The 13418-nt window shown below is 73.0% G+C and carries 11 protein-coding genes; 3 read left to right on the plus strand and 8 right to left on the minus strand.

What is annotated here, in order from left to right; genetic code table 11:
• Positions 1-4 precede the first annotated feature (4 nt).
• Positions 5-688, plus strand: a complete 684-nt coding sequence (locus tag ACZ7LE_RS12615; RefSeq protein WP_470403609.1) for an SDR family NAD(P)-dependent oxidoreductase — start codon at positions 5-7, stop codon at positions 686-688.
• A 39-nt stretch (positions 689-727) separates the two neighbouring features.
• On the opposite strand, the gene ACZ7LE_RS12620 is transcribed toward ACZ7LE_RS12615, so the two are convergent.
• Genes ACZ7LE_RS12620 through ACZ7LE_RS12640 form a run of 5 tightly spaced genes read right to left on the minus strand, consistent with a single transcriptional unit; the run spans position 728 to position 5643 of the window.
• Complete coding sequence (locus tag ACZ7LE_RS12620; RefSeq protein WP_470403610.1) at positions 728-1852, minus strand: adenosine deaminase family protein; 1125 nt, start codon at positions 1850-1852, stop codon at positions 728-730.
• Between the two features lie 29 nt (positions 1853-1881).
• Positions 1882-2973, minus strand: a complete 1092-nt coding sequence (locus ACZ7LE_RS12625; protein ID WP_470403611.1) for an extracellular solute-binding protein — start codon at positions 2971-2973, stop codon at positions 1882-1884.
• The gene (locus ACZ7LE_RS12630; protein WP_470403612.1) at positions 2970-4004 is read right to left on the minus strand and encodes an ABC transporter ATP-binding protein; all 1035 of its coding nucleotides are present in this window, start codon (positions 4002-4004) and stop codon (positions 2970-2972) included. Before ACZ7LE_RS12630 ends, ACZ7LE_RS12625 begins: the two co-directional genes overlap by 4 nt.
• Complete coding sequence (locus ACZ7LE_RS12635; protein ID WP_470403613.1) at positions 4001-4825, minus strand: ABC transporter permease; 825 nt, start codon at positions 4823-4825, stop codon at positions 4001-4003. Before ACZ7LE_RS12635 ends, ACZ7LE_RS12630 begins: the two co-directional genes overlap by 4 nt.
• Positions 4822-5643: an ABC transporter permease gene (locus tag ACZ7LE_RS12640; RefSeq protein WP_470403614.1), complete on the minus strand. Its 822-nt coding sequence runs from the start codon at positions 5641-5643 to the stop codon at positions 4822-4824. The genes ACZ7LE_RS12635 and ACZ7LE_RS12640 overlap by 4 nt, the downstream gene beginning before the upstream one ends.
• 160 nt (positions 5644-5803) lie before the next feature.
• Here ACZ7LE_RS12640 and ACZ7LE_RS12645 point away from each other — a divergent pair, with 160 nt between their 5' ends.
• Positions 5804-6745, plus strand: a complete 942-nt coding sequence (locus ACZ7LE_RS12645; protein ID WP_470403615.1) for a LacI family DNA-binding transcriptional regulator — start codon at positions 5804-5806, stop codon at positions 6743-6745.
• A 35-nt stretch (positions 6746-6780) separates the two neighbouring features.
• On the opposite strand, the gene ACZ7LE_RS12650 is transcribed toward ACZ7LE_RS12645, so the two are convergent.
• Together ACZ7LE_RS12650 and ACZ7LE_RS12655 are read right to left on the minus strand one after the other, a co-directional pair.
• Positions 6781-7608: a DUF554 domain-containing protein gene (locus ACZ7LE_RS12650; protein WP_470403616.1), complete on the minus strand. Its 828-nt coding sequence runs from the start codon at positions 7606-7608 to the stop codon at positions 6781-6783.
• A 266-nt stretch (positions 7609-7874) separates the two neighbouring features.
• Positions 7875-8654 (minus strand): SDR family NAD(P)-dependent oxidoreductase, encoded by a 780-nt coding sequence (locus tag ACZ7LE_RS12655; RefSeq protein WP_470403617.1) that lies wholly within the window; start codon positions 8652-8654, stop codon positions 7875-7877.
• Between the two features lie 141 nt (positions 8655-8795).
• Between ACZ7LE_RS12655 and metH the strand changes: the two genes are divergently transcribed.
• A complete protein-coding gene (gene metH, locus ACZ7LE_RS12660; protein WP_470404549.1) occupies positions 8796-12338 on the plus strand; it encodes a methionine synthase in 3543 nt (1180 codons plus the stop codon).
• Between the two features lie 53 nt (positions 12339-12391).
• Here metH and ACZ7LE_RS12665 read toward each other — a convergent pair whose 3' ends face one another.
• Positions 12392-13363: a GlxA family transcriptional regulator gene (locus ACZ7LE_RS12665; RefSeq protein ID WP_470403618.1), complete on the minus strand. Its 972-nt coding sequence runs from the start codon at positions 13361-13363 to the stop codon at positions 12392-12394.
• Positions 13364-13418: the final 55 nt, after the last annotated feature.

Consider the following 13418-nt stretch of genomic DNA (forward strand, 5'->3'; position numbering starts at 1 on the left):
ACGCATGACCGTCACGCTGATCACCGGGGCCAACAAGGGCATCGGCTACGAGACCGCCCGGCAGCTGCTGGAGAAGGGCCACGACGTCTGGGTCGGCGCCCGCGACGCCGAGCGCGGCGCCAAGGCCGCCGCGACGCTCGGCGCCCGGTTCGTCCAGCTCGACGTGACCGACGACGCGTCGGTCGCCGCCGCGCTGGCGACGATCGACGCTGCCGAGGGCCGGCTCGACGTCCTGGTGCACAACGCGGGCGTCCTGGACACCACCCTGGACGGCCCCACCGCGCTGCGGTCGTTCGACACCAACGCGGTCGGGATCGTGCGCGTCACCGAGGCGGCGCTCCCCCTGCTCCGCCGGTCCGCGAGCCCGAACGTCGTGACCGTCTCCAGCAGCGCCGGCTCGTTCTGGGCCGTGACCACCCCCGAGCGGCCGGAGTACTCCCTGCCGATCGCCGTGTACGCGGCGTCCAAGGCGGCGGCCACGATGCTGACCGTGCAGTACGCCAAGGCGCACCCCGGCATCCGGTTCAACGCCCTGGAGCCCGGCACCGCCGCGACCGACATGACCGCGTCGTTCGGCATCGGCCGGACGCCCGCGGAGTCGGCCGCCGTGGTCGTGGCGCTGGCGACCCTCGGGCCGGAGGGGCCGACCGGGACCCTCCGCGACGAGCACGGGCCGCTGCCGTTCTGACCCGGGTTCCGGCCGGCCGGCCCGGTCCGAGCGGCGCGCTCAGGCCAGGTCCGCGAGCTCCTTCTCGAACCGGGTGCGCAGCGCCGCCTTCTCGGCGGGCGGCAGCCACGCGGCCTCGACGCCGGCCAGCGCCATGGCGCGCAGCCGGTCGTCGGGCACCGCGAGGTCGTCGGCCAGGATGCGGTACTCGCCCGCGAGCGTGGTGGGGAACATCCCCGGGTCGTCGGACGCCGGGATCACGTTGAGCCCCGCGTCCAGCATCGCGGCGATGGAGGCCCGCCGCCACGGTCGCCACGAGCGGCGCGACGTCGTGGAGATGACCGTGAACGGCACCTGCTCGTCGCGCACGCGCGCCACGACGTCGTCGTCCTGCAGGACGAAGTAGCCGTGGTCGATGCGGTCGCAGCCGAGGACGTCCAGGCAGGTGATCGTGTTGACCGCGACCGGGGCGTGCTCGGACGAGTGCGCCGTGCGGCCCAGGCCCGCCTCGCCGGCGAGCCGGTAGGCCGCCGCGAAGCGCTCGGGCGGGCCCGCCGTCTCCAGGTTGTCCAGGCCGATGCCCGCCACGTACTCGTGCGGGTGGTCGACGACGGTGCGGACGCGCTCCAGCGCGTCCTCGCCCGAGCCGGACCGGTCGATCGCGGCGATGAGCCGGCCCGACATGCCGAAGTCGCGCTCTGCCATCCGGATGCCCTCGGCGTACGCCTCGACGGAGCCGAGGTACCCCAGGGCGGCCAGGTGCTCGGGCACGGCGTCGAAGGACACCTCGAGGTGGCGCGTCGCGCTCGTGCGGTGCGCCGCCTCGAAGGCCTCGTACGTGATGCGGGTCAGGTCGTCGGCGTCGCGCAGCACCTGCGTGACCCAGCGGGAGGCCTGGAACAGCGAGTACGAGACCTCGGGCTCGTCCGCGCCGCGGCCCTGCGGCACCGGGACGCGGGTGTCGCGGTACAGGTCGGGGTCCGGCGGCAGGGAGTTGATGTCCGCGAAGATCCGCTCGGGCTCGGCCGGCAGGTCGAGGCCCTCGCGGCGGACCAGCTCCGCGAACGTGCCGGCCCGGACGGTGCCGATGAGGTGACAGTGCAGGTCGACCTTGGGCATGCGGTCCAGCGCGGTGCCGGTCGTCCCGGTGCTTGTCGTGCCAGAGTTCGCGTCAGTGCTCGTCATGTCGGTGCTCGTCATGGTGTCGGGCCCGGTCAGCCGGCCGTCACCTCACGGGCGAACCGGTCCACCCACTCGCCGCGCGTGGGCACCAGCTCCGCCGGGTCGAGGGTCGAGTAGCCGGCCGCGACCGGGTCGGCCGCGATGTCGCCCACGACCGCCGCGATGGAGTCGGGAACCGTCGCCTCGGGGTTCACGGGCAGGTCGCCCACGAGCTCGGCGGACTTCGTCTGCGCCTCGGCGGAGAGCAGGTAGTCGATGAACTGGTGCGCGCCGTCCACGTTCGGGGCGCCGGCCGGGATCATCGCGCGGTTGGTCGCCATATACCGGCCCGTGGCGGGCGGCGTCCACGCGTAGGGCTCGCCCGAGGCGACCAGGTCGGTCGCGAAGCCGCTCAGGGAGTCGGCGGCGACGATCTCGCCCTGCGTCAGCAGGTTCGTCACCTCGGTGGACGACGAGTAGAACTGCAGGATCCCCGGGGCCCAGCCGCCGAGGGTGTCCAGCGCGGTGTCGATGTCGTACGGCCCGTCGCCGTAGGTCTCACCGACGCCCGAGACCATGAGCTGCCCGGCCGTCACCGAGATGTCGGGCAGCGCGAGGCTCCCGGCGTGCGCGGCGTCGCCGTACAGGTCCCAGTCGGCGGCCTCGTCGGCCGTCAGGGCCTCGGTCGAGTAGATCGTCCCGTTGAGCTGGTAGCTGTAGGCGGGGCCGGCGTACCCGTCCTCGAGCGCGAAGTCGGCCACCTCGTCCAGGGACGGCACCTTCGCGGCGTCGACCTCCTGGAACAGGTCGCTCTCCTGGCCCAGCGCGGCGTAGTAGTCGGAGATCAGCATGACGTCGATGCCGGAGTCGTCGCCCGCCACCTGGAGCTGCGAGAGCCGGTCGGCGTTCGAGCCGGTCTCCACCTCGACCTTGATCCCGGTCTTCGCGGTGAACGGGTCGATCACCGCCTCCTGGAACTCCTCCACGCCGAACGGGAACGTGGAGACGACGATCGTGTCCTCGGCCGCGGCGTCGTCCCCGGCGGAGCAGCCGGAGACCAGCAGGGCGGCGGCCGCGAGGCCGGAGGCGAGCGCCGTGGCGCGGCGGGCGGCAGCGGCCCGGCGGACGGGCAGGTGGTGCGTCATGAGATTCCTTCGGTTGCGGGTTCGGCAGTCAGCAGGGCCAGGCGCGCGCGGGGCGCGAGCAGGCGGACGCGGTCGCCGGCCGACGGCGCCGGCCCGGTCGCGGCATCGGCCCGGTGGTCGGCCAGCAGGCGCACGGGCGCGCCCGCCGGGTCGGTGGCGTCGAGGGTCACGAGCAGGTCGACGCCGCGGTAGGCGACGTCGACCACGACGGCGTCGAGCGCGACGGCGTCGTCGGCGGGCGTGCTCTCGGGCACGATCCGCAGGTGCTCGGGGCGGACGGCGGCCTCGCGGCCGTCGGCCAGGGTCAGGAAGTTCTCGTAGCCGAGGAACTCGGCGACGAACCGGTCGGCCGGCGCAGGGAACACGTCGCGCGGCGCGCCGGTCTGCACGACCTTGCCGGCGCGCATGAGCACCATCTCGTCGGACATCTCCAGGGCCTCGTCCTGGTCGTGCGTCACGAGCACGACCGTCAGCCCGGTCTCTGACTGGATGCGGCGGATCTCGGCGCGCATCTGCACGCGCAGCCGCGCGTCCAGGTTGGACAGCGGCTCGTCGAGCAGCAGCAGCCGGGGCCGGATCGCGATGGCGCGGGCCAGCGCGACCCGCTGCTGCTGGCCGCCCGAGAGCTGCTTGGGCTTGCGGTCGCCCAGGTGGCCCAGGCCCACGAGCTCCAGGGCGTCGGCGGCCCGGCGCCGCCGCTCGGGCGCGGGCACCTTGCGCATCGTCAGGCCGTAGGCCACGTTGTCGGCGACCGTCAGGTGCGGGAACAGCGCGTAGGACTGGAAGACCATGCCCAGGTCGCGCTTCTCCGGCGGGGTGCGGGTCGCGTCCTGGCCGTCGATCAGGATGCGGCCCGACGTCGGCGAGGCGTACCCGGCGAGCATCCGCAGCGTCGTCGTCTTGCCGCAACCGCTGGGGCCCAGCAGCGTGGTCAGGCGGCCGCGCGGGATGCGCAGGTCGATCGAGTCGACGGCGGTGAAGCTGCCGAACCGCTGGGAGACGCCGACGAGCTCGGCGGCGGGGGTGGTCATCGGTTGATTCCTCCGAAGATCTTGGCGAAGCCGACCGTGCGCTCGGCGACGACGGCGACCACGACGGTCGCGGCCAGCACGAGCGTGGACGCGGCGGCGACCATCGGGTCGTAGCTCTGCTGGACGTAGTCGAGCATCGTGACGGGCAGCGTCCGGAAGTCGCGGGTCTGCAGCAGCAGCGACAGCGGCACGTTGTTGAACGAGGTGACGAAGCCCAGCAGGCCCGCCGAGATGAGGCCCGGACGGAGCATCGGCAGCGTCACGGTGACGAACGCCCGCAGCGGCGAGGCGCCGAGGCCGCGCGCCGCCTCCTCCAGCGCCGGGTCGGCCAGCGCGAGCGACGCCCCGGTGACGCGGACGGCGTACGGGAGCAGCAGGGCGGTGTGGCCGAGCAGCAGGGTGGTGAAGTTGTCCAGGTGCAGGCCGATCATGAGCTGCTGGTACAGCGCGAGGCCCACCACCAGCTCCGGCACCACGAGCGGCGAGAGGAACAGGCCCTCCAGCAGCCCCTTGCCCGGGATGCGGCCGCGGTGGATCGCGAGCGTGACCGGCACGCCCAGCACGAGGGCCAGCGCGGTGGCCAGCACCGCGAGCTCCAGGCTGGAGACCACGGCCTCCGTGAACGGCGTGTACGCCACCGCCTCGCCGAACCACTTCAGCGACAGCCCCTCGGGCGGGAAGCGCAGCGTGCTGCCGGCGGTGAACGCCGTCGCCACGACGAACAGGATGGGCACGATCATGATCACGTAGCCCGCCACGGCGAGCGTGCCGGCCACGGGGTGGCGCAGGCCGCGCGTCGCCTGACCGGTCCGGCCGCTCATGAGGTGGCTCCCTTCCGGCCCACCAGCGCCGAGATCCCGGAGACAAGGAAGACCAGCACCGTCATCACGACCGCCGTGGCCGACGCCGCCGCCCAGTCGACCGTGACGCTCGCGTAGGAGAAGAGCTGGGTCGAGAGCATGCGCTGGCTCGAACCGCCGAGCAGGTACGGGGTGGTGTACGCGGTGACGGAGCCGGCGAAGACGAGCGTGGCCGCGACCACGATGCCGGGCAGCGAGAGCGGCACCAGGATCGTCCAGAAGGAACGGGTGCGGCTGGCGCCCAGCCCGCGTGCCGCCTCGTCGAGCCCGGGATCGACCTGCGCGACGGCGGAGTAGCAGGTGATGACCGCGAGCGGCAGGAAGAGCTGGACCAGGCCCAGCACGATCGCCAGCTCCGTGTACAGGAGCTGGGGCGCCTTCTCGACGATGCCCAGGCCGGTCAGGAGCTGCCCGATGACGCCGTTGGAGCCGAGCACGACCAGCCAGCCGAAGGTGCGCACCACGTTGCTCAGGAGCAGCGGGAAGATCGCCAGCGCGAGCAGCACGCCCGCCCACCGGGACTGCGACCGGGCCAGCAGCGAGGCGATCGGGAACCCGAGCACGACGCACAGGGCGGTGACGATCAGGCCGATGCGCACGGTGCGCCAGATGATCCCGAGGTCGTAGGGGTCGGTGAGCATCGCGCCCATGCGCTCGATCACCTGGGCGAACGTCACGCCGGGCGGGGCGAACAGCATCGCGACCGCCGGCAGCAGGAAGCCGACGAGCAGGAACGCCAGCCCCGGCAGGAGCAGCAGAAGTGTGGAACGTGCTCGCACGAGCCGTCTTTCGTTGATGGAACCGGTTCCATCGGACCCTAAGGCATGTGCGGCCGTGCTCCTGCAATCCCGCGTTAACTTCCTGTTACACGCACGGGCTGAGCGGGCGGAAACGGTTGCATCGGCCGTCTAGAGTGTGCGCAACGACCAAGGAGGTACGGTGCCTGATCTGTCCGACGTCGCCGCGGTGGCCGGCGTCTCCAAGGCGACCGCGTCGCGCGCGCTGAACGGGAGCGGCCTGGTGGCCCCCGAGACCGCGGTGCGCGTGGTGGCCGCGGCCGCCCGGCTCGGCTACGTGCCCAACCGCGCGGCGCGCGAGCTCGCGCGCGGGCGTACCGGCATCATCGCCATCGTCGTCCCCACCCTGGACAACACGTTCTTCACTCCGATCATCGCGGGCGCCCAGGCACGCGCCGAGGAAGCGGGCCTCCAGCTCACCGTGGCCGTGCACGCCCTGGACTCCGCGGACGCCGTCGAGCGGCTGTCCCGGCAGGTCGACGGGTTCCTCGTCGTCGCGCCGCGCGGCACCGACACGCTCGTGGCCGGGATCGGCGCGGCCAAGCCCGCCGTCCTCGTGGACCGCGAGATCGACGGGATGACGTCGGTCGTGGCCGACACCGCCACGGCGTTCGGCGCCCTGACCACCCGGCTCGCCGCCGAGGGACACCGGCGCATCGTCTACGTGGGCGGCCCCGAGGGGTCCTGGCAGGACCGGCAGCGCACCGCCGCCGTGCGCGACGCCGCCCGGCGGGCCGGCGCCGAGCTCACCGTGCTCGGCCCACGCCCGGCGACGTTCGTCGCGGGGGTCGAGGTGACGCCGGCCGTGGTCGGGACGGGAGCGACCGCCGTCGTGCCGTACGCGACGTCCATCGGGCTGGGCCTGCTGCTGGCGCTGGGCACGCGGGGTGTGGAGGTGCCGCGCGACCTGGTGGTGAGCACGGAGCCCACGGTCATCGAGGCGCTCGGTCTGGAGCACACGCCGGCCATCGACGTGGACGGCGAGGAGCTGGGCCGCACCGCGATGGACCTGCTGGCGCGGCAGCTCGACGGGCAGGACGAGACGGGCCGTCAGGTGCGGCTGCCGGTGCCCGTGCGGGGCTGACGCCGGCCGCCCGGTGCTCGGGCCCGGGCGCGCGCTCAGCGCAGCACGATCACGAGCTGCGTGAGCAGGGGCGCCACGACGAGGGCGGGCAGCAGGTCGCCGACCGGGATCTGCTTGAGGTGCAGCAGCCGCAGGCCGATGCCCACCAGCATGAGGCCGCCCGTGGCCGTGAGCGCGGCGATGTGCGCGTCCGGCAGCACGGACCCGAGCAGCACCCCGGCCAGCGTGACCAGACCCTGGACCACGCCCACCGACACCGCGGAGAGCAGCACCCCGACGCCGAACGACGACGCGAACGCCAGCGCCGCGAAGCCGTCGAGCACGGACTTGAGCAGGAGCTGGTCGATGCCGCGGCCGAGCCCGTCGGACAGCGACCCCAGGATCGCGAGCGGACCGACGCAGAACAGCAGCGACGCGGTGAGCCAGCCCTCGATGAAGCGCTCGCGCGCGGCGGGGTCCTGACCGGTCTCGGTCGCGTCGATCAGCACCGGGCGGTGCGGGGTGCGTCGGCCGCCCGAGCGGCGAGCGTCGGAGCGCCGGGCCAGCCAGCCCTGGATCCTGCCGGCCAGTCCTTCGAGGCGGTCCTCGATCCGCAGCAGCGAGCCCGCGATCCCGCCGATCAGCAGCGAGCCGAGCACGATCAGCACGGGCGCGCCCGAGCCCGTGGCGGAGACGAACGCCGCGTCGGTGACCGCGACGGCCGACAGCGCGGCGACCAGCAGGGTCACGAGGCCGAGGATGTCGGTCACGACCGCGTGGGTGCGCTGGGGCAGCCGGTGCCCCACCGCCATGCCGAGCAGCGACCCGACGACGATCGTCCCGACGTTGACCAGAGTGCCCAGGCCCGGGAAGTCGACGTTCACCGAGCGAGCCTACTGCGGCGCCGGCGGCCTGCCGCTCGGTCGCCCAGCCGCTGAGGCGTTCGAAGAGCCCGGAGGTGAGGTCGGTGCCACCGGGTGCACCGAGGTAGACCGACCGCCGGGGAGTGCTTACGCAGCGGGGACGGTAACGAGGGCGTAGCGGTGCTACCTCTCCGTTACCTCTCCGGCTGCGTAAGCCTTACCCCGGACCGGCGACGCCGTCGGACATCGTGCGCACGGGAGGCCCGTTGCCCTGCTGCGGCCCGGGCTCAGTGGACCGAGAAGCCGCCGTCCACGAACAGCGAGTGGCCCGTGACGTAGCCCGAGGCGGAGCTGGCGAGGAAGACGGCGGCGCCCGCGAAGTCCTCGGGCACGCCGTTGCGGCCCACGGTGGTGCGGGCGGCGAGCGCCGTGACCTTCTCGGCGTCGTCCTGCAGGTGCTGGTTCAGGGGCGTGAGGACGAACCCGGGCACGAGGGTGTTGGCGGTGACGCCGCGCACGGACCAGGCCTCGGACTGGGAGCGGGCGAGCGACTCGAGGGCGCCCTTGGAGACGCCGTAGACGCCGCTGTCGACGAACGACCGGTGGGCCTGCTGCGAGGAGATGTGGATGAGCCGGCCGAAGCCGCGGGCCGCCATGCCGGGTGCGAACCGCTGCCCGAGCATGAACGGCGCCTCCAGGTTGACGGTCATGGTGACCTCCCAGGTCTCCTGGTCGACCTGGCCGAGGTGGGGGCGCAGGTTGATGCCCGCGCTGTTGACGAGGATGTCGGGCTCGCCGGCGGCCGCGACGATCCCGTCGGCGGCGGCGCGGATGCCGTCGCGGCTGGAGAGGTCGGCGACGACGGTCTCCACGGCGCAGCCCTGTTCGCGCAGGCCGGCAGCGACCTCGTCGAGCCGGTCGGCGCCGCGTGCCAGGAGAACTGTGCGTGCCCCGGCCTGCGCGAGCGCCTCGGCGATGGCCCGGCCGATGCCGGAGCTGCCGCCGGTCACCACGGCGGTGCGACCCTCCAGGGAGAACAGGGCGGCCAGGTAGTCGTGCGTCGTCATGTCGCGGACGATACCCGCGGGAGACCGCCTGCCGGGCACGCACGGCGTCGTCGTCCGGCCAAGGCTTACGCTGCCCGGGTGACCGCACTGCCCGCTGCCCTGCCCGCGCTCGCCGAGCGTTCCGCCGCACTGCTGGAGGCGATGCGCACGCGCGTGGTCGTGGCCGACGGCGCGATGGGCACGATGATCCAGGAGGCGAACCCGACCCTGGACGACTACCAGGGCCTGGAGGGCTGCAACGAGATCCTGACGGTCTCGCGGCCCGACCTCATCGCCGGGGTGCACGACGCGTTCCTCGCGGTGGGCGTGGACGCGATCGAGTCGAACACGTTCGGGGCCAACTGGTCGAACCTGTCGGACTACGGCATCGACGACCGCATCCGCGAGCTGGCCCGCGCGGGCGCCCGGATCGCGCGCGAGCGGGCCGACGCCCACGCGACGCCGGACAAGCCCCGCTGGGTGCTGGGCTCGATGGGCCCGGGCACCAAGCTGCCGTCGCTGGGGCACACCACCTACGAGCACCTGCGCGACACGTTCGCGGAGCAGGCGGCGGGTCTGGTCGAGGGCGGCGCGGACGCGCTGCTGATCGAGACCAGCCAGGACCTGCTGCAGGCCAAGGCCGCGGTGACGGGCTGCCGGCAGGCGATGGCGGAGACCGGGCAGCGGGTCGCGATCATCGTGTCGGTGACGGTGGAGACCACCGGGACCATGCTGATGGGCTCGGAGATCGGCGCGGCGCTGGTGGCGCTGCAGGCGCTGGACATCGACGCGATCGGCATGAACTGTGCCACGGGTCCGGAGCAGATGAGCGAGCACCTGCGGCACCTGTCGCAGCACGCGCAGATGCCGGTGGCGTGCATGCCGAACGCGGGCCTGCCGGTGCTGGGGCCGCACGGTGCCTCCTACCCGCTGACGCCGCAGGAGCTCGCGGCGGCGCACACGCAGTTCGCGCGCGAGTTCGGCCTGGGCCTGGTGGGCGGCTGCTGCGGCACCACGCCGGAGCACATGCGCCTGGTGGTCGAGGCCGTCGGCGGGCAGCCCGTGGCGCCGCGTCAGCCGGTGCGCGAGAACGCCGTCGCCTCCCTGTACTCCGCGACGGACCTGCGGCAGGAGACGAGCTTCCTGGCGATCGGCGAGCGCACCAACGCCAACGGGTCCAAGGCGTTCCGGGAGGCGATGCTGGAGGCCCGCTGGGACGACGTCGTGGACATCGCCCGCGCCCAGACGCGCGACGGCGCGCACCTGCTGGACGTGTGCGTGGACTACGTGGGGCGGGACGGCGTCGCGGACGTGCGGGACGTCGTCTCCCGCCTGGCCTCCGCGTCGACGCTGCCGCTGGTGATCGACTCCACGGAGCCCGCCGTGATCCGCGCGGGCCTGGAGCTGCTGGGCGGCCGCGGCGTGGTCAACTCGGTCAACTTCGAGGACGGCGACGGGCCGACGTCGCGGTTCGGGCGGATCATGCCGGCGGTGGTCGAGCACGGCGCCGCCGTCGTCGCCCTGACGATCGACGAGGAGGGGCAGGCCCGGACCGCCGACGGCAAGGTGGCCATCGCGTCGCGGCTGATCGACACGCTGGTGGGCGACTGGGGCATGCGGGTGGACGACATCATCGTCGACGCCCTGACGTTCCCGATCGCGACGGGCCAGGAGGAGACGCGGCGCGACGCGATCGAGACCATCGAGGCGATCCGGCGCATCACGCGCAAGTACCCCGGGGTGCACACCACGCTCGGCGTCTCGAACGTGTCGTTCGGCTTGAACCCGGCGGCGCGTGCGGTGCTGAACTCGGTGTTCCTGCACGAGGCGACCGAGGCGGGGCTCGACTCGGCGATCGTGCACGCGGCGAAGATCCTGCCGCTGTCCTCCATCCCGGACGAGCAGCGGCAGACGGCGCTCGACCTCGTGTGGGACAAGCGCGAGTGGGACGCCGACGGGAACCTGACGTACGACCCGCTGTCCAGGCTGCTGGACCTCTTCGAGGGCGTGGACGCCGGCGCGATCCGGGACCAGCGCGCGGCGGAGCTCCTGGCCCTGCCCGTGGGCGAGCGGCTGGCGCGGCGCATCATCGACGGCGCCCGCAAGGGCCTGGAGCCGGACGTCGAGGAGGCGCTCGGCGCCGGGATGAAGGCGCTGGACATCGTCAACGACCACCTGCTGGAGGGCATGAAGGTGGTGGGCGAGCTGTTCGGCAAGGGCGAGATGCAGCTCCCGTTCGTGCTGCAGTCGGCGGAGGTGATGAAGGCCGCCGTCGCGCTGCTGGAGCCGCACATGGAACGGGTCGAGGGCGACAACGGGTCCAAGGGCACGATCGTGCTGGCGACCGTGCGCGGCGACGTGCACGACATCGGCAAGAACCTCGTGGACATCATCCTGACGAACAACGGCTACACGGTGGTCAACATCGGCATCAAGCAGCCGGTGAGCGCCATGATCGACGCCGCGATCGAGCACGACGCCGACGTGATCGGCATGTCGGGGCTGCTCGTGAAGTCGACGGTGGTGATGAAGGAGAACCTGGAGGAGCTGGCCTCGCGGGGGTTCGAGAAGCGCTGGCCGGTTCTGCTCGGCGGCGCCGCGCTGACGCGCACGTACGTCGAGGACGACCTCGCCGGCGCCTTCCCCGGCACCGTCCGGTACGCGAAGGACGCCTTCGAGGGGCTGCGGCTCATGGAGCCCCTGGTGCGGGTCGCGCGCGGCGCCTCGCCGGACGACGTCGGCCTGCCCGCCCTGCGCAAGCGCCGGCACAACGTGGTGACGGTGACGCAGACGGCGCCCGAGGACCTGCCCGCCCGCTCCGACGTGGCCGCCGACAACCCCGTGCCGGAGCCGCCGTTCTGGGGCACGCGGATCGTCAAGGGCGTACAGCTGACGGAGTACGCGGCGTTCCTGGACGAGCGGGCGACGTTCATGGGCCAGTGGGGCCTCAAGCCCGGCCGCGCCTCGGGGTCCGGGCCGGCCGGCGCGTCCTATGAGGAGCTCGTCGAGACCGAGGGCCGCCCGCGGCTCGCGGAGTGGCTGGACCGCATCCGCACCGACCAGATCATGGACCCGACCGTGGTGTACGGGTACTTCCCGGTGTGGTCCGAGGGGGACGACGTCGTCGTCGCGCACCACGGGGACCTCGACGGGACCAGGGCGCCCGACGGCGGCTCCGGGGGCGAGCTCGGCACCGAGCGGCTGCGGTTCCACTTCCCGCGGCAGCGGCGCGACCGGCACCTGTGTCTCGCCGACTTCGTTCGCCCACGCGCGTGGGTCGAGGAGACCGGGCGGTTCGACGTGCTGCCGGTGCAGCTCGTGACCGTGGGCGACACGGTCTCGGCGCACACCGCGAAGCTGTTCGAGGCGAACAAGTACCGCGAGTACATGGAGCTGCACGGGCTGTCGGTGCAGCTCACGGAGGCGCTGGCGGAGTTCTGGCACGCGCGGGTGCGGGCCGAGCTCGGGTTCGCGTCCGAGGAACCGAGCACGGTCGAGGGCATGTTCAAGCTGGAGTACCGCGGCGCGCGGATGTCGCTCGGGTACCCGGCGTGCCCGGACATGGAGGACCGGCACAAGGTCGTGGAGCTGCTTCGGCCGGAGCGGGTGGGCGTCACGCTGTCGGACGAGCTGCAGCTGCACCCGGAGCAGTCCACCGATGCCTTCGTGTTCCACCACCCGGAGGCGAAGTACTTCTCTGTGTGACGTCCGGGATGACCGCCGAGCCGCACCCTCCGACGTGCGGCACCGGTCGCCGCTCACCCCTTGACCGGCGCGGTGAACGTCCGGCGGTAGGAACCGGGCGCTACGCCGATGGTGGCGTGGAAGTGCTTGCGGAGCAGTGTTCCGCTGCCGAACCCGGCGGCGGTCGCGACGTGGTCGACGGTCAGGTCCGAGGTCTCGAGGAGGCGTCGTGCCCTGTCCACCCGACGCTGGATCAGCCACTGCGCCGGGCTCTCGCCGACCTCGGCGCGGAAGCGGCGGGAGAAGGTTCGCACACTCATGTTCGCGTGCCGGGCCAGATCGAGCAGGCCGATCGGCTCGTCGAGGTGGGCCAGTGCCCAGGCACGGGCCCCCGCGGTCGACGAGTCCGGGTCGACCGGCAGCGGGTGCTCGATGAACTGGGCCTGGCCGCCGTCCCGCCAGGGGGCGACGACGCACCGCCGTGCCGCGCCGTTGGCGACCTCGGCGCCATGGTCGCGCCGGACCAGGTGCAGGCAGAGGTCGATCCCGGCGGCGCCGCCGGCCGAGGTCAGCACCCGGCCGTTGTCCACGAACAGCACGTCGGGGTCGACCGACACCTGCGGGAAGAGGTCGGTCAGCGCCTGGCACAGCGTCCAGTGGGTCGTCGCCGTGCGGCCGTCGAGCAGACCGGCCGCCGCGAGCACGAACGCCGAGGTGCAGAGGCTCACGATGCGGCTGGTGGGCGGGACGAGCCGGAGCGCGGCCAGGATCTCGTCGGGCAGGGTGCCGGTGGCCAGCAGCTCGGGCGTCGGCTCCTGCGTGGCGATCACCACCGTGTCCGCCCGGGCGAGCAGCCGCTCGTCGTGCTCCACGGCGATGACGAAGTCCTGGCTGGTGCGCACCGGTCGCCCGCCGAGCGAGCACGTGGACACGCTGTAGAGATTCGTGCCGTCGGCGTCGCGAGCCTCCCGGAACACCCGGGCCGGGATCCCCAGGTCGAACGGGATCACGCCGTCGAGAGCGAGAACGGCCACCTGATGAGTCATGGCCGGAATGTTACGCATGATGACCTTCTGGCTACTACCTCGCGCTCCTGAGCCA

The sequence above is a fragment of the Promicromonospora sp. NPDC110617 genome, from assembly GCF_055598465.1.

What these genes read in the sequence shown, in the direction of transcription:
- ACZ7LE_RS12635 (WP_470403613.1), bottom strand. Translation starts at nt 4,825, where the DNA reads ATGAGCGGCCGGACCGGTCAGGCGACGCGCGGCCTGCGCCACCCCGTG.
- ACZ7LE_RS12630 (WP_470403612.1), bottom strand. Translation starts at nt 4,004, where the DNA reads ATGACCACCCCCGCCGCCGAGCTCGTCGGCGTCTCCCAGCGGTTCGGC.
- ACZ7LE_RS12625 (WP_470403611.1), bottom strand. Translation starts at nt 2,973, where the DNA reads ATGACGCACCACCTGCCCGTCCGCCGGGCCGCTGCCGCCCGCCGCGCC.
- ACZ7LE_RS12655 (WP_470403617.1), bottom strand. Translation starts at nt 8,654, where the DNA reads ATGACGACGCACGACTACCTGGCCGCCCTGTTCTCCCTGGAGGGTCGC.
- ACZ7LE_RS12620 (WP_470403610.1), bottom strand. Translation starts at nt 1,852, where the DNA reads ATGACGAGCACTGACGCGAACTCTGGCACGACAAGCACCGGGACGACC.
- metH (WP_470404549.1), top strand. Translation starts at nt 8,796, where the DNA reads ATGCGCACGCGCGTGGTCGTGGCCGACGGCGCGATGGGCACGATGATC.
- ACZ7LE_RS12615 (WP_470403609.1), top strand. Translation starts at nt 5, where the DNA reads ATGACCGTCACGCTGATCACCGGGGCCAACAAGGGCATCGGCTACGAG.
- ACZ7LE_RS12665 (WP_470403618.1), bottom strand. Translation starts at nt 13,363, where the DNA reads ATGACTCATCAGGTGGCCGTTCTCGCTCTCGACGGCGTGATCCCGTTC.